At 71.0% G+C, this 16,468-nt stretch carries 14 protein-coding genes; all 14 read left to right on the forward strand.

Features of this window, described 5'->3' with window-relative positions; all coding sequences use genetic code 11:
- Positions 1-91 precede the first annotated feature (91 nt).
- A complete protein-coding gene (locus tag PYR72_RS34940; protein ID WP_275459007.1) occupies positions 92-1,096 on the forward strand; it encodes a sugar ABC transporter permease in 1,005 nt (334 codons plus the stop codon).
- A 13-nt stretch (positions 1,097-1,109) separates the two neighbouring features.
- Positions 1,110-2,030 (forward strand): ABC transporter permease subunit, encoded by a 921-nt coding sequence (locus PYR72_RS34945; RefSeq protein WP_275459008.1) that lies wholly within the window; start codon positions 1,110-1,112, stop codon positions 2,028-2,030.
- Between the two features lie 186 nt (positions 2,031-2,216).
- Positions 2,217-3,893, forward strand: a complete 1,677-nt coding sequence (locus PYR72_RS34950) for a glycoside hydrolase family 13 protein (protein ID WP_275459009.1) — start codon at positions 2,217-2,219, stop codon at positions 3,891-3,893.
- 182 nt (positions 3,894-4,075) lie between these two features.
- Positions 4,076-4,333, forward strand: a complete 258-nt coding sequence (locus PYR72_RS34955; RefSeq protein WP_275459010.1) for a hypothetical protein — start codon at positions 4,076-4,078, stop codon at positions 4,331-4,333.
- 90 nt (positions 4,334-4,423) lie between these two features.
- Positions 4,424-5,407 carry a hypothetical protein gene (locus PYR72_RS34960; protein ID WP_275459011.1) on the forward strand — a complete coding sequence of 328 codons (984 nt, stop codon included), beginning with the start codon at positions 4,424-4,426 and terminating at the stop codon, positions 5,405-5,407.
- A 72-nt stretch (positions 5,408-5,479) separates the two neighbouring features.
- Positions 5,480-5,674 (forward strand): hypothetical protein, encoded by a 195-nt coding sequence (locus PYR72_RS34965; protein ID WP_275459012.1) that lies wholly within the window; start codon positions 5,480-5,482, stop codon positions 5,672-5,674.
- A gap of 6 nt (positions 5,675-5,680) precedes the next feature.
- Positions 5,681-5,872: a hypothetical protein gene (locus tag PYR72_RS34970; protein WP_275459013.1), complete on the forward strand. Its 192-nt coding sequence runs from the start codon at positions 5,681-5,683 to the stop codon at positions 5,870-5,872.
- On the forward strand, positions 5,869-6,069 hold the full coding sequence (locus tag PYR72_RS34975) for a hypothetical protein (RefSeq protein WP_275459014.1): 201 nt from the start codon (positions 5,869-5,871) through the stop codon (positions 6,067-6,069). The genes PYR72_RS34970 and PYR72_RS34975 overlap by 4 nt, the downstream gene beginning before the upstream one ends.
- On the forward strand, positions 6,066-6,302 hold the full coding sequence (locus PYR72_RS34980) for a hypothetical protein (RefSeq protein WP_275459015.1): 237 nt from the start codon (positions 6,066-6,068) through the stop codon (positions 6,300-6,302). The genes PYR72_RS34975 and PYR72_RS34980 overlap by 4 nt, the downstream gene beginning before the upstream one ends.
- Before the next feature lie 68 nt (positions 6,303-6,370).
- The gene (locus PYR72_RS34985) at positions 6,371-7,297 is read left to right on the forward strand and encodes a S8 family serine peptidase (RefSeq protein WP_275459016.1); all 927 of its coding nucleotides are present in this window, start codon (positions 6,371-6,373) and stop codon (positions 7,295-7,297) included.
- A 170-nt stretch (positions 7,298-7,467) separates the two neighbouring features.
- Positions 7,468-8,850: an alpha-amylase family protein gene (locus PYR72_RS34990; protein WP_275459017.1), complete on the forward strand. Its 1,383-nt coding sequence runs from the start codon at positions 7,468-7,470 to the stop codon at positions 8,848-8,850.
- Positions 8,851-8,962: 112 nt separating this feature from the next.
- Positions 8,963-14,407 (forward strand): pullulanase-type alpha-1,6-glucosidase, encoded by a 5,445-nt coding sequence (gene pulA / locus PYR72_RS34995; protein WP_275459018.1) that lies wholly within the window; start codon positions 8,963-8,965, stop codon positions 14,405-14,407.
- Between the two features lie 84 nt (positions 14,408-14,491).
- Positions 14,492-16,099, forward strand: coding sequence for a SpoIIE family protein phosphatase (locus PYR72_RS35000; protein WP_275459019.1), 1,608 nt, complete (start codon positions 14,492-14,494; stop codon positions 16,097-16,099).
- Positions 16,100-16,103: 4 nt separating this feature from the next.
- Positions 16,104-16,460, forward strand: coding sequence for an isomerase (locus tag PYR72_RS35005; RefSeq protein WP_275459020.1), 357 nt, complete (start codon positions 16,104-16,106; stop codon positions 16,458-16,460).
- Positions 16,461-16,468 lie beyond the last annotated feature (8 nt).

Consider the following 16,468-nt stretch of genomic DNA (forward strand, 5'->3'; position numbering starts at 1 on the left):
TCGCCCCTCGGGGGACGGACGCGGCGGTCACCGGCCCGTACTCCCCGCTGTCTCCCCGCTCTCTCCGTGATCTTCCAGAAGGTGTCGAACGATGACAGTCGCCATCGACCGCGCGACCGGCAAGCGCCGAGGTGAACCGGGCGGGCGCCCCGGCCGGCTGACGCGTCTGAGGCAGTCGTACCAGCGGTACTGGTACGCGTACGCGATGATCGCCCCGGTGGTCCTCGTGCTCGGCGTCCTGGTGCTGTACCCGCTGGTCCGCGGGTTCTACCTCACCCTCACCAACGCCAACAGCCTCAACTCGGCGCGCACGATCGGCGTCAACCACGTCGAGGCCACCTACGAGTTCATCGGCTTCGACAACTACGCCGACATCCTGTGGGGCCCGACGTCGTACGACCGCTTCTGGTCGCACTTCATCTGGACGATTCTCTGGACGGCGCTCTGTGTCGCCCTGCACTACGTCATCGGACTCGGCCTCGCGCTGCTGCTCAACCAGAAGCTGCGCGGCCGCACCCTCTACCGGCTGATCCTGGTCCTGCCGTGGGCCGTCCCCACCTTCGTCACCGTGTTCGGCTGGCGGTTCATGCTCGCCGACGGCGGTGTCATCAACGCCGGCCTCGAAGCACTGCACCTGCCGGCGCCGCTGTGGCTGGAGGACACCTTCTGGCAGCGGTTCGCCGCGATCATGGTCAACACCTGGTGCGGGGTGCCGTTCATGATGGTCTCGCTGCTCGGCGGACTGCAGTCCATCGACTCGACCCTGTACGAGGCCGCCGAGATGGACGGCGCGAGCGCCTGGCAGCGCTTCCGCCACGTCACCCTGCCCGGCCTGCGCTCGGTCAGCTCCACCGTCGTCCTCCTCGGCGTCATCTGGACGTTCAACCAGTTCGCCGTCATCTTCCTGCTGTTCGGCGACACCGCGCCCGAGGCGCAGATCCTCGTGACCTGGGCCTACTACCTCGGCTTCGGTCAGCAGCCGCGTGACTTCGCGCAGTCGGCAGCCTACGGCATCCTGCTGCTGGCCATCCTGATCGTCTTCACCTCCGTCTACCGCCGCTGGCTGAACCGCGATGAGCAGCAGCTCGCGATCTGAGGCAGGAGCCCCCATGAGCACCACGACCGTCACCACCGAGGCGCAACCCGACTCCCCGTCGGCGCGGGCCGCCGGGAACGCGCCCGCGCGCCGCACCCGCCGCCGCGGCGAGAACAGCCCCGCCGGCACCCTCGCCTCCCACACGATCCTCGTCCTGGCGAGCCTGGCCGCGCTGTTCCCGATCGCCTGGCTGCTCTTCCTGTCCCTCGGCCCGGACAAGGACGATTACCTGCATCCCGGGCGCATCTTCGGCAAAATGACGTTCGCCAACTATTCGTACGTGCTCCAGGAGACACCGTTCTTCGACTGGCTCGTCAGCACCCTCGTCGTCTCGCTCGGCACCACCGTCATCGGGGTGCTGATCGCGGCGACCACGGGCTATGCCGTCTCCCGCATGCGCTTCCCGGGCTACCGCAAGTTCATGTGGGTGCTCCTGGTCACGCAGATGTTCCCGGTGGCCGTGCTGATGGTGCCGATGTACGAGATCCTCTCCGAACTGAGGCTCATCGACAGCTACCTCGGCCTCGTCCTCGTCTACTGCTCGACGGCCGTGCCGTACTGCGCCTGGCTGCTCAAGGGCTACTTCGACACGATCCCGTTCGAGATCGACGAGGCCGGACGCGTCGACGGGCTGAGCCCCTTCGGCACGTTCGCGCGGCTGATCCTGCCGCTCGCCAAGCCGGGTCTCGCCGTCGCCGCCTTCTACAGCTTCATCACGGCGTTCGGGGAGGTCGCCTTCGCCTCGACGTTCATGCTGTCCGACACGAAGTACACCTTCGCCGTCGGCCTGCAGAGCTTCGTCAGCGAACACGACGCCCAGCGCAACCTGATGGCCGCCACCGCGGTCCTGGTCGCGATCCCCGTCTCCGCGTTCTTCTACCTCGTACAGAAGAACCTGGTGACCGGCCTGACCGCGGGCGGCACGAAGGGGTGACGCTCCGCTGGGGGAGGCCCCTGAAGCGGCGCGCAGGCCCCCTTTCCCGAGAACCCGAGGCGGTCGTGGTGACCTCCCCAGCCTCCGGCCGGGGGGACCCCAGACCCCGCTGTCACCGCGGCCGCCTCGCCCCCCTTCCCCTCCTCATCCTTCTGCCCGAACGACCCGCCACGCATCAAGGACGTCATGAGCCACCAGCACTCCACCACCACCTCCACCGCGACCCCCGCCGAGGCGCAGCGCAGCGACTGGTGGCGCGACGCGGTGATCTACCAGGTCTATCCGCGCAGCTTCGCCGACAGCAACGGTGACGGCATGGGCGACCTGGAGGGCGTACGCTCCCGGCTGCCGTACCTGCGCGACCTGGGCATCGACGCCGTCTGGCTCAGCCCCTTCTACGCCTCCCCCCAGGCCGACGCCGGCTACGACGTGGCCGACTACCGCGCGGTGGACCCGATGTTCGGGTCCCTGCTGGACGCGGACGCCCTGATCCGCGACGCCCACGACCTGGGGCTGCGCATCATCGTCGACCTGGTCCCCAACCACTCCTCCGACCAGCACGAGTGGTTCAGGCGGGCCATCGCCGAGGGGCCGGGCTCGCCGCTGCGCGACCGCTACCACTTCCGTGAGGGCAAGGGCGCCTCCGGCGAACTCCCCCCGAACGACTGGGAGTCCATCTTCGGCGGCCCGGCGTGGACCCGGGTCACGGAGCCGGACGGCACGCCGGGCGCCTGGTACCTGCACCTGTTCGCCCCGGAACAGCCCGACTTCAACTGGGACCACCCGGCGGTCGGCGACGAGTTCCGCTCCGTGCTGCGCTTCTGGCTCGACATGGGCGTGGACGGCTTCCGCGTCGACGTGGCCCACGGCCTGGTGAAGGCCGCCGGCCTCCCCGACCTCGGCGCCCACGACCAGCTGAAACTGCTGGGCAACGATGTCATGCCGTTCTTCGACCAGGACGGCGTCCACGCGATCTACCGCGAATGGCGCCTGGTGCTGGACGAGTACGCCGGGGAGCGCATCTTCGTGGCGGAGGCGTGGACCCCCACGGTCGAACGCACCGCGAACTACGTCCGCCCGGACGAGCTCCACCAGGCGTTCAACTTCCAGTACCTGGCGACCTACTGGGACGCGGCGGAGCTGAAGACCGTCATCGACCGCACCCTGGACGCGATGCGCCCCGTGAACGCCCCCGCCACCTGGGTCCTGTCCAACCACGACGTGACCCGCCACACGACCCGCTTCGCCAACGAACCGGGCCTCGGGACGCAGATCCGCCTCGCGGGCGACCGCGCGCTCGGCCTGCGCCGGGCCCGCGCCGCCTCGCTGCTGATGCTGGCGCTCCCCGGCTCGGCCTACGTCTACCAGGGCGAGGAACTGGGCCTGCCCGACGTCGTCGACCTCCCGGACGAGGTCCGCCAGGACCCGGCGTACTTCCGGGGCGCCGGCCAGGACGGCTTCCGCGACGGCTGCCGCGTCCCGATCCCGTGGACCCGGAACGGCTCGTCGTACGGCTTCGGCGACGGCGGCTCCTGGCTGCCGCAGCCCGCCGAGTGGGGCGACCTCAGCATCGAGGCCCAGACGGGCGCGGCGGACTCGACCCTGGAGCTGTACCGCACCGCCCTGTCCGTCCGCCGGCGGGAGCCCGGACTCGGCGCGGGCGACTCGGTGGAGTGGCTGAAGGCGCCCGAGGGCGTCCTGGCCTTCCGCCGGGGCGACTTCGTGTGCGCCGCGAACACCACGGGCGAGGCGGTCACGATCCCCGCGTACGGCCGTGTCCTGCTCGCCTCCGCCGAGGTGGCCGTGGCCGGGGACGAGGCGAAGCTGCCGGCCGACACGACGGTCTGGTGGACCACCGGCTGAGCCGGCCGGACCACGGCGGCCGCGGGCGTACCCGCGGCCGGTCTCCAGGGCCCGCCGCCCCGCACCCGGGGCGGCGGGCCCTGCCGCGTCCCCGGTCCGGGGTGCGTCCCGTGTGCCTCAGGAGGACAGTGGAAGGAGGTGGGGGCGACGGGGCGATCGGCCAACACCGGGATGTGAGCTAGATGGTTGACGGCACAACGAGTGGTCGGGACCCGGCCGAGGAGCCCGCGGCCCGCGACGCGCACGAGCCGTCCCGGCACCGCCGGTCCCCCCACCGGGTCCGTATCCCCGGCTTCGCCCCCGCGGACGGGGACATCGGGCTGGGCGACGCCGTCGCCCGTGCGACCGCGGCCGTGGGGATCCGGCCCTGCGGCGGCTGCGCGCGCAGGGCCGCGGCCCTCAACCGCTGGATGACCGTCGAAGGCCGACGAGAACGCTGAGGCACCGCGCGAGACGCGTGCACGACCAGGACGCCCGGCGCGCGACCGCCCCGGGCCGGAGCCCGACGAAACGTGCGTGAGGAGTGACCCATGGACCCCGAGACCACCGACGGCGTCACCGACACGAGTCCTCCGCCGGAGACCGGGCCACGACCGGCGTCCCCGGCTCCCGCCCCGGCCCCGGCGTCCGAACCGGACGACGTCCGTCCCGCCGCCGGCGAGTCCCGTGTCACACAGGCGTGTTGCGGCTGTGCCGAGGCGGGTTCCCATCCGGGGGAGGGGGCCGGGCACGGTGACACCGGCCCCGCGTACGTCTACGTCCTCGGTCGCGTGCACGCCGTGTTCCCCGATCGCTCCGTCAAGGAGGAGTTCTCGCTGGTGGCGGATGCCGGCGGAAGCCGTGACGCCACCGAAGCCGACACGCTGTACCGGGTCCTCTCCGCTCCGGAGAACCGCTACCTCGCCCGCCAGATGTGCTACGTCCTGTCCGTCCAGGACGTCGAGACCTACGTGGTGGAGCCCGCCGAACCCGCGGGCCTGGACGACCTGGTGGACGCCCTGCGCCCGGTACGGGACCACCGCGACCTCGCCGTGGTCGTCGGCACGCTCGGCCCGCTCGTGCCGCCGGGCGCGTGTCAGGGACTCTCCCTCCCGGTCGTCCGCGTCGAGAAGATCTGGGCGTTCGACAGCAGGGAGCTGCTGGAGGCGATCGACCGCCCCGAGGACACATCCCGCAAGGAGTTCCAGAGGACCGCCAGAGAGGTGCTCGACCGGGTGCTCCAGCTCAACAACAACGCCGGTCTCGACCCCACCCACCGGGCCCTCAACTACCTGACGGTGCGGGAGCAGGACATCTACCGGAGGACCAGTGAACTGCGCGCCGAGGGCTACGCCCTGTCCGAGGTGGAAGCGGTGCCCTCCCGGCTCAGCGTCGGATCCCAGAGCGTCGTCACGGTCATCCTCTCCTACGCCCACCGCCGGACCAATGTCACCGAGAAGCTGTTCGTCCGGGTCGGCGTCTCCGGGCTGTTCCCCTACCGGGTGACCCCGGTCCAGGAGTACTACGACCGCTGAGCGACGGCCCCCCGACAGCGACGACGAAGAGATGAACACGACGCACACGAGAGGGAGAAGAGGCGAACGGACATGCGTATCCCCGGATTCGCCGTCGAGCCGACGGCGGCACACGGAGCGAACGCCGGTGATCTGCTCGTTGCGCAGCAGTTCACGTGCGAGGAGGAGCTGAGGCCGGTCTGCCGCCACCAGTGCCGGTACTCCCACCACCCCGCCGCGTGCGTACGGAAGTGCCTGGCGAGGCTCTGCGACGAGCAGAAGTGGTGACCCGCGATGAGCCTGCCCGGATTCACCGGGGCACCGGCACGCGTGACGGCCGGTGACCGGTTCGTCCCCCAGCAGATCACCTGCGAGGAGGAACTGCGCCCGCCGTGCGAGACCGCGTGCGAGGACTCCTGGAATCCCGCGCTCTGCGTCAGCGAGTGCATCGAGGAGAACTGCTCCGGCTCCTGGGAAGCGTCATGACCCTCCCCGGATTCGCGCGGGTCTCCGCCCTCGCCGGCCAGGGTGATCTCCTGCACCCGCAGGAGATCACCTGCGAGCGCGTCGAGGGACCGGACTGCAGGTCGCGCTGCGAAGGGTACGACGACGCCGACGCGTGCTACGCCGCCTGCCTGGCGGACCGGTGCCGGGACCCGGCGTGGTGGGGAGGTACGCCATGACCCTCCCCGGGTTCAGCGCCGCGGCCCCCGTTCCGCCCGGCCGGCGGGACAGCGACGTCGGCGACCGGCTGTACGTCCAACTCGACACGCACTGCGCCACGTTGTGCTCCCACCTCTGCGCCGACGCGTGCCGGGACGTACCGCCCTACGAGGCGGGCGACTGCCTGAACCGCTGCGCGGAGGACTGCCTCGCGGCCTGCCTCCCACCCGAGCCCGAGCCCGTGAACGGCTAGACCGGGTGGACCGGGTGGACCGGATGGACCGTCGTGCCGTCGAGCGGCCCGGAGGAGAGGGGCGTGCCATGGACCCCGTGGACCTGGTCGGCCTCCGGCCGCTCATGGCACGCACCCCGGGCAGGTCCTCGGTGGTCGTCGGGGTGATCGACGGCCGTGTCGCCCTGGACCACCCCGCGTTCGCGGGCCACGCGGTGCGGGAACTGGGCCGGCCCGCCGGCCCGGGACGGTGCGGCCGCGCCGACGTCTGCTGCGCGCACGGCACCGCCGTCGCGGGCATCCTCGCCGGCGAGGGCGGGGTCGCCCCCGGCTGCACCCTGCTGTCCCGGCCCCTCTTCACGGACCACCCCACCGACGACGGTCCCGCGACCTGTCTCTCCGGCGTGCGGACCGGCGAACTCGCCGGCGCGCTCACGGAGATCGTCGACGCGGGCGCCCACATCGTGAACCTCAGCATGGCCCAGCCCGCGCCGTCCGGAGTCCGTGACCCCGCGCTGCGGGCGGCCCTCGACCGCGCCGCCGACCGGGGGGTGATCCTGGTGGTCGCCGCCGGGAACCAGGGCCGCGTGGGCTCCTCCGTGCTCACCGACCACCCGTGGGTCGTCCCGGTGACCGCGTACGACCGTGCCGGGCGTCCCCTGCCCCGGTCCAACCTGGCCGCGTCCATCGGCCGCCACGGAGTCGGCGCCCCCGGCGACCGGATTCCCGGGCCGGGCCCCGACGGCCGGCCCTTCCTGCTGAGCGGCACGAGCGCCGCCGCGCCCTTCGTCGCCGGCGCCTTCGCCCTGCTCCGCTCGGCCTTCCCGCACGCCACCCCGGCCGCCGTGCGCTACGCCGTCACCCACGGCCCCGGCCCCCGGCGTTCGGTGACCCCGCCGCTGCTGGACGCGTGGGCCGCGTACCAGGCACTCCGCGGTCCCGGTGGCTGCGGAGCCGGTGACACGGGGCCGTCCCGCCCCAACACCCCTCCCTGTGAAGAGATTTCGGGCATGTGAAGAAGGCGTGTCCGGAGGGTTGACCGTGCGTCAAGGGGACTCGTACCTTCCTGACGGCTGAAAGTTTTCAGCCATCTTGCAGCAAGAACCGGCAAGGGATCTTGTCGTACGGACCCTCGCCGGCCCGGCTCCCCGCCCTTCGGACCCTTCAACGGAGAAGGACCCCACACATGACCAGCAGAACCCTGTCCGGCGCGCTCGCCCTCGCGGCGGGCGCGTCGATCGCGCTCGCGGCACCCGCCGGAAGCGCGTACGCGTCACCACCCGGGACCAAGGACGTGACCGCCGTCCTGTTCGAGTGGAACTTCGCCTCCGTCGCCAGGGAGTGCACCAGCACCCTCGGACCGAACGGCTACGGATACGTGCAGGTCTCGCCGCCCGCCGAGCACATACAGGGCGCGCAGTGGTGGACGTCGTACCAGCCCGTCAGCTACCGGATCGCCGGACGGCTCGGTGACGCCGGCGCCTTCAGGAACATGGTCGACACGTGCCACGCGGCCGGCGTCAAGGTCGTCGCCGACACCGTCGTCAACCACATGTCGGCCGGGAGCGGCACCGGCACCGGCGGCTCGTCGTACACGAAGTACGACTACCCCGGCCTGTACTCCTCCTTCGACTTCGACGACTGCACCGCCACCATCAGCGACTACACCAACCGCGCCAACGTCCAGAACTGCGAACTCGTCACCCTCGCCGACCTCGACACCGGCGAGGAGTACGTCCGGTCGGCCATCGCCGGGTACATGAACAGCCTGCTCGGGTACGGCGTCGACGGCTTCCGGATCGACGCCGCCAAGCACATCCCCGCCGCCGACCTGGCCCACATCAAGTCACGGCTCGACAACCCGTCCGTGTACTGGAAGCAGGAGGCCATCTTCGGCTCCGGCGAGGCCGTCCAGCCGAGCGAGTACACCGGCAACGGGGACGTGCAGGAGTTCCGCTACGCCTTCGACCTCAAGCGGGTCTTCACCAACGAGAACCTCGCCTACCTGAAGAACTACGGCGAGGGCTGGGGCTACATGAACAGCTCCGTCGCCGGGGTCTTCGTCGACAACCACGACACCGAGCGCAACGGTTCCACCCTCAGCTACAAGGACAACGCCACCTACACCCTCGCCAACGTCTTCATGCTGGCGTACCCGTACGGCGCGCCCGACATCAACTCCGGGTACGAATTCACCGACCACGACGCCGGCCCGCCCAACGGCGGTGCGGTGAGCGCCTGTTGGCAAAGCGGCTGGAAGTGCCAGCACGCCTGGCCGGAGATCATGCGCATGGTCGCCTTCCGCAACGCCACCCGCGGTGCGGCCGTCACCGACTGGTGGGACAACGGGGGCGACGCGATCGCCTTCGGGCGCGGAGCCAAGGGCTTCGTGGCCATCAACCACGAGTCGAGCGGCCTCAGCCGCACCTACCAGACCTCCCTCGCGGCGGGCACCTACTGCAACGTGCAGAACAACACGACGGTCACCGTCGACGGCTCCGGCCGATTCACCGCGACCCTCGGCGCCCACACCGCCCTCGCGATCTACGCGGGCAAGTCCAGCTGCTGACCGGCTTGTAAGCCCTTACCGTTACTTTCAGGACTCTTGCTGAAACGCTTTCGGCGGCGATACGGTCGCGCGGGGTCGAACCACCAGAGCCGTCATCGCAAGGAGTCCATCCGTGATACCGAGATGGCCGGCGCCGTTCAGGCGCCGAACCACCCACGCCGGACGGGTCGCGGCGGTCGCCGCGGTCACCGTGACCGCGCTGACCGCGGCGCTCGTCCAGCCGCTCACCGCGGGAGCCGCCGGAGCCGCGGGAGCCGCCGCGCCGCCCGCGCCTCCGTCCGACGCGAGGCTGGCGAAGACCGCCGCCCGCCACGACCTCACCCGCGAGCAGTTCTACTTCGTCCTGCCGGACCGTTTCGCCAACGGCGACCGGGCGAACGACAGGGGCGGCCTGACGGGCTCGCGCCTCGCCACCGGCTACGACCCCACCGACAAGGGCTTCTACCAGGGCGGCGACCTCAAGGGCCTGACCAGGAAGCTCGACTACATCAAGGGCCTCGGCACCACCGCCATCTGGATGGCCCCGATCTTCAAGAACCAGCCCGTGCAGGGGACGGGGGCCGACGCCTCCGCCGGCTACCACGGCTACTGGATCACCGACTTCACCCAGGTCGACCCGCACTTCGGCACCAACAAGGACCTGGAGACCCTCATCTCCAAGGCCCACGCCAAGGGCATGAAGGTCTTCTTCGACGTCATCACCAACCACACCGCCGACGTCGTCGACTACGACGAGAAGTCCTACGACTACCTCTCCAAGGGCGCCTTCCCCTACCTGACCGAGGACGGGAAGCCCTTCGACGACACCGACTACGCGGACGGCGGGAAGAACTTCCCGTCCGTCGACCGGGACTCCTTCCCTCGGACCCCCGTCGTCCCGGCCGCCGAGAGGAAGACCAAGGTCCCCTCCTGGCTCAACGACCCGACGATGTACCACAACCGGGGCGACTCCACCTGGGCCGGCGAGTCCGCCGGCCACGGCGACTTCGTCGGCCTGGACGACCTGTGGACCGAACGCCCCGAGGTCGTCTCCGGCATGGAGAAGATCTACGAGAAGTGGGTCGGGGACTTCGACATCGACGGCTTCCGGATCGACACCGTGAAGCACGTGAACATGGAGTTCTGGACGCAGTGGGCCACCGCGCTCGACGCGTACGCCGCGAGGAAGGGCCGCGACGACTTCTTCATGTTCGGCGAGGTCTACTCCGCCGACACCGCCGTGACCTCCCCGTACGTCACCCGGGGCCGCCTCGACTCCACGCTCGACTTCCCCTTCCAGGACGCGGCACGGGCGTACGCCTCCCAGGGCGGCAGCGCGCAGAGGCTGGCCTCGGTCTTCGGGGACGACTACAGGTACACGACCGACAAGGCCAACGCCTACGAGCAGGTCACCTTCCTCGGCAACCATGACATGGGCCGCATCGGGACCTTCCTGAAGCAGGACGCCCCGAAGGCGTCCGACGCCGAACTGCTCGCCAAGGACAGGCTCGCCAACGAGCTGATGTTCCTCAGTCGGGGCAACCCGGTCGTCTACTACGGCGACGAGCAGGGCTTCACCGGCGCGGGCGGCGACAAGGACGCCCGCCAGACGATGTTCGCCTCGAAGACCGCCGACTACCTGGACGACGACCTGCTCGGCACGGACCGTACGCACGCCACGGACGCGTACGACACCAGCGCGCCGCTGTACCAGCAGATCAGCGCCCTTGCCAAGCTCCGCAGGGCCCACCCGGCCCTCGCCGACGGTGTGCAGACCGAGCGCTACGCGGCCGACGGGGCGGGCGTCTACGCCGTCTCGCGGACCGATGCCCGCACCGGCACCGAGTACGTCGTCGCCTTCAACAACGCGGACGACGCCGAGAAGGCCACCTTCGCCACCGGGTCGGCCCGCATGACCTTCAAGGGCGTGTACGGCACCGACGGCAAGGTGACGAGCGCGGCGGACAAGAAGGTCACCGTCACCGTCCCGGCCCGCTCGGCGATCGTCCTCAAGGCCGCCGGTCCTCTCGCCAAGCCCGCAGCCAAGCCGTCCCTGGCCCTCAAGGCCCCGGCCGCCGGTGCCACCGGCACGGTCGAGATCGGCGCGGACGTCGACGGCGGACAGCTCAACCGGGTCGTGTTCGCCGCGCAGATCGGCAACGGCCCGTGGAAGACGCTGGGCTCCGCCGACCACGCCCCCTACAAGGTCACCCAGACCATCGACGAGAAGGTGCCGGCCGGAACGGCTCTGCGGTACAAAGCGGTGGTGATCGACCGAACCGGACGTACGGCGAGCGCCACCGCGACCTCCACCACCGGAACCCCGCCCGCCCCCGAGAACCCCACCGCCTCCTCGCGCGACCACGCGATCGTCCACTACAAGCGCGCCGACGGCGACTACACCGACTGGCGGCTGTACGCCTGGGGCGACCTCGCCGAGGGCGAGGGGACCACCTGGCCCGACGGCCACGACTTCATCGGGCGGGACGCGTACGGTGCCTTCGCCTACGTGAAGCTCAAGCCCGGTGCCACGAGCGTCAACTACCTCGTCATCGACAAGGACGGCACCAAGGACGTCTCCGCCGACCGCTCGATCGACGTGACCACGACGGGCGAGATCTGGGTCGAGCAGGGCAAGGAGGCGGTCCGCACGGAGAAACCCATCGCCGACTACCCCGAGCAGGACAGGACCAAGGCCGTCCTCCACTACCACCGCGCCGACGGGAACTACGACGGCTGGGGCCTGCACGTCTGGTCCGGCGCCGCGAACCCCACGGACTGGGCCGAGCCCCTGGAGCCCGTGCGGACCGACCCCTACGGCGCCGTCTTCGAGGTGCCCCTCACCGACGGGGCATCCAGCCTCAGTTACATCCTCCACAAGGGCGACGAGAAGGACCTCCCCACCGACCAGGCACTCGACCTCAAGGCCACCGGTCATGAGGCGTGGCTGCTGAGCGGGCAGGAGAAGTACCTGCTGCCGCAGCCCGCCGGGTCCGCCGCCGCCCTCGACCTCACCACCTCCAAGGCGGTCTGGATCGACCGGAACACCGTCGCCTGGAACGGCAACGACACCGCAGCCTCCACCCAGCTGCTGTACTCCCGCACCGGCTCCATCACGGCGAAGGACGGCGCTCTCACCGGCACCGACGAGCGGTGGCTGCGCCTGAGCAGGGCGGTGCTCACCGACGCCCAGAAGGCGAAGTTCCCGCACCTGAAGGCGTACACCGCCTGGACCGTCGACCCGCGCGACCGCGACCGGGTCCGCGAGGCCCTGCGGGGCCAGGTCGTAGCCTCCCAACGGGCCGCGAACGGAGCTGTGCTCACGGCGACGGGCGTCCAGATCGCCGGCGTGCTCGACGACCTCTACGACGGTTCGGCCGCCGACCTCGGCCCCACGTTCCGCAAGGGCCGTCCGACACTCGCCGTCTGGGCGCCCACGGCACAGTCGGTGCAGCTCGAACTCGACGGGAAGACCCTCCCCATGAAGAGGGACGACGCCACCGGCGTCTGGTCCGTCACCGGCAAGAAGTCCTGGAAGAACAAGCCCTACCGGTACGTCGTGAAGGTGTGGGCGCCCAGCGTCCGGAAGATCGTCACCAACAAGGTCACCGACCCGTACTCCGTCGCCCTGACCGCCGACTCCGAGCGCAGCCTCGTCGTCGACCTGGCGGACAAGTCGCTGGCGCCGAGCGGCTGGTCGTCGTACACCAAGCCCAAGGCCGTACCGCTGAAGGACGCGCAGATCCAGGAACTGCACGTCCGGGACTTCTCGATCGGTGACGGCACCGTGCCCCCGAAGGACAGGGGCACCTACCTCGCCTTCACCGGCAAGGGCAGCGACGGCTCCCGGCACCTGCGGCGACTGGCGAAGGCCGGAACGTCGTACGTGCACCTCCTCCCCGTCGCCGACATCGCCACCATCCCCGAGCGGAAGGCCGACCGGGCGACCGTCGACTGCGACCTCACCTCGTACCCCGCGGACTCCGAGAAGCAGCAGGAGTGCGTGGCGAAGGCCGCCGCGAAGGACGGCTTCAACTGGGGCTACGACCCCTACCACTACACGGTCCCGGAGGGTTCGTACGCGACCGACCCGGACGGCACCCGGCGCACGGTCGAGTTCCGGAAGATGGTGCGGGCGCTCAACGCCGACGGCCTCGGCGTCGTGCTGGACGTGGTCTACAACCACACCCCGGCCAGCGGTCAGGCCGACAAGAGCGTCCTCGACAAGGTCGTCCCCGGCTACTACCACCGGCTCCTCGCCGACGGTGCGGTCGCCACCTCCACCTGCTGCGCCAACACCGCGCCCGAGAACACCATGATGGGCAAGCTGGTGGTCGACTCCATCGTCACCTGGGCGAAGGAGTACAAGGTCGACGGCTTCCGCTTCGACCTGATGGGGCACCACCCGAAGGCCAACATCCTGGCCGTCCGCAAGGCCCTCGACGCGCTCACCCCCAAGAAGGACGGCGTCGACGGGAAGAAGATCATCCTGTACGGGGAGGGCTGGAACTTCGGCGAGGTGGCCGACGACGCCCGCTTCGTCCAGGCCACGCAGAAGAACATGGCCGGCACGGGCGTCGCCACCTTCTCCGACCGGGCCCGGGACGCGGTGCGCGGCGGCGGCCCCTTCGACGAGGACCCCGGCGTCCAGGGCTTCGCGTCCGGCCTCTGGACGGACCCCAACCCCGCGGCGGACAACGGCACTCCGGCCGAGCAGAAGGCCCGGCTGCTGCACTACCAGGACCTCATCAAGGTCGGGCTCAGCGGCAACCTCGCGCACTACCGGTTCACCGACACCGACGGCAAGGAGGTCCAGGGTTCCGAGGTCGACTACAACGGGACCGCCGCCGGATACGCGGACGCGCCGGGCGACGCCCTCGCCTATGTGGACGCCCACGACAACGAGTCCCTGTTCGACGCCCTGGCCTTCAAGCTCCCGAAGTCCACGAGCCCGGCCGACCGGGCCCGGATGCAGGTCCTCGCGCTGGCGACCGCCGCCCTCTCCCAGGGCCCGGCGCTCTCCCAGGCCGGCACCGACCTGCTGCGGTCCAAGTCCCTGGACCGCAACTCCTACGACAGCGGCGACTGGTTCAACGCGATCCACTGGGACTGCCGGGACGGCAACGGCTTCGGGCGCGGACTGCCCCTCGCCGCCGACAACCGTTCCAAATGGCCTTACGCCAAACCTCTGCTGACGTCGGTGAGGGTCGGCTGCGAGCAGATCGAGGGCGCCTCGGCCGCCTACCGGGACCTGTTGAGGATCCGTACCACGGAGGACGTCTTCTCCCTCGACACCGCCGGGCAGGTGCAGTCGAAGCTGTCCTTCCCGCTGTCGGGGAAGGACGAGACGCCGGGCGTGATCACCATGGAACTCGGTGACCTGGTCGTCGTCTTCAACGCCACTCCCGAGCGGCGCGAGCAGACCGTGGACGACCTGGCCGGGACGGAGTACGCCCTGCACCGGGTGCAGGCGGCGGGGGCGGACTCTACCGTCCGGACGTCGTCGTACGAAGCGGAATCGGGGACCTTCGTCGTTCCGGGGCGGACCGTGGCGGTCTTCGCGCGAACCGGTCGATAGGAGCGCTAGCTTGGGTGGTGCGGGCGGTGAGGGGACCGGCCGCACCACCCGGGCTTCTGCCACGACGAGACCCTGATGAGTGCGATGGGCGACGCAACAGGCACCACGGTGCTGGTGGTCGACGACGCGGCCGCCGGCCGGTACGCGATGGGTGCGGTCCTGCGCCGGGCCGGACACGGTGTGGTCCCGGTCGCCAGCGCCGGCGAGGCCCTCGCCGAACTCGACCTGCGGCTGCGCACCGGAACCCTGCCCGACCTGGCCCTCGTCGACGTCGGCCTCCCCGACATGAGCGGCTTCGAACTGTGCCGCTGGCTCAAGGCCCGCCCCCTGACCGCGGCCCTGCCCGTCGTCCACTTCTCCGCCGCCTCCCTCGCCCCCGTCGACCGCTGCCGTGGGCTGGACGCCGGCGGCGAGGCGTATCTGACGGTCCCCGCCGAGCCGGAGGAGATCCAGGCGGTCGTCCGCGCGGCCGTGCGCGGCGCCCGGACCCGCAACGACGCCGAGGCCCTCGCCCGCCGGCTCACCCTGCTGTCCGAGACCGTCGTCGACGTGCAGGCCGCCCGCACCCTGGAGGAGCTGGCCGCGGCCGCCGCCGAAGGAGCCGCCCGGCTCACCCGCTCGCCCGCCGCCGTGTTCGTACTCGGCGAGGACGGCCACCTCTGCAGCGGCACCTCCCGGGCACGGGCCCGCACCACCCTGCCCGACGCCGGCGCGCACGAGGCCGTGGCCCGGCTCATCCGCCGTCTCACCGACGGCGATCCCGGGCCGCACGACACCGTCGTCCCCGCGCCCCTGTGGCCCCCGGGCTTCTTCCGGCCCGGCGTCACCGAGGACGCCCGGCTGGTCCTGGCCCGCACCGAGAGCGGCACCCCCGTCTGCGTCGCCACACCCGCGCACGGCGGGTCGGGAGCGGCGAGCGGTGCCACGGGTCTGGTCGCGCGCCTCGCCCAGGCCACCGCGCTGGCCGCGCAGCCCCTGCTGATGTACCAGGTCGAACGCCATGTCGCGCTCACCCTCCAGCACAGCTTCCTGCCCAAACGGGTGCCCGAGTTCCCCGGCCTCGACGTCGTCGTCCGCTATGTGCCGGCCTCCAGCCGGACCGAGATCGGCGGCGACTTCTACGCGGCCCTGTCCACCCCCGGCGGCGTCCTCACCGCCGTGGGCGACGTCGTCGGGCACTCGCTGGACGCGGCCACCGTGATGGTGGAGATCCGGCACGCCCTGCGCGCGTACTGCGTGGAGGAGTCCGACCCCGCGGCGCTCGCCCACCGTCTCGACCGGATGCTCCAGCACTACCACCCCGACCTGACCGCCACCGTCTGTCTCGCCCTGATCGAGCCGGACAGCGGGCGCGTCCGGATCGCCAACGCGGGCCACATCCCGCCGCTGATCGTCCGCGACGGCGGAGAGGCCGCGTACGTGCCGGCCGCCGGCCCGCTCCTCGGGCTCGGCCTCGACCGGCCCGCGCCCACCCTGGCGTCGCTGGGGCCGACGGACCGGCTGCTCATGGTCACCGACGGGCTCGTCGAGACCCGGGGGATCGACCTCGCGCTCTCCCTGGAGCAGTTGCGGGCCGCCGCGGCGGACGCCCCCTCGGGGACGGCCGCGCTGTGCGACACGTTGCTGCACTGTTTCGGCCGGGACCGGGAGGACGACATCGCCATGCTGGCGTCACGGCTGCGGTTAGGGTGACCTCATGCCGCAGATCACTGTTGACTACTCCGCCGTCCTCTCCGAGGGCTTCGACCGGCCCACGTTCGCCAAGGCCCTGCACGAGGAGGTCGTGCGGACCGCCGCCGCGAAGCCTGAGGCGTGCAAGACGCAGTTCCGGGCGACCGAGGACACGGTCGTCGGGCCCGACACCGAAGGCCACGCGATCGTGCACATCACGCTCGGGCTGCTCGCCGGGCGCACCGACGACACGAAGGTGACGCTGACCGAGAACGTGCTGGAACTGGTCCGGCAGTACGTGAAGCCGTCGGCGGGGCTGGCGCTGCACGCGTCGGCGGAGGTACGCGACCTCGACCCGTCGTACCGGAAGTTCGAGGTCTGAGCGCCAGG

The organism is Streptomyces sp. VNUA24, from assembly GCF_029167005.1.
In the GTDB taxonomy this organism is placed as follows: Bacteria; Actinomycetota; Actinomycetes; order Streptomycetales; family Streptomycetaceae; genus Streptomyces; species Streptomyces scabiei.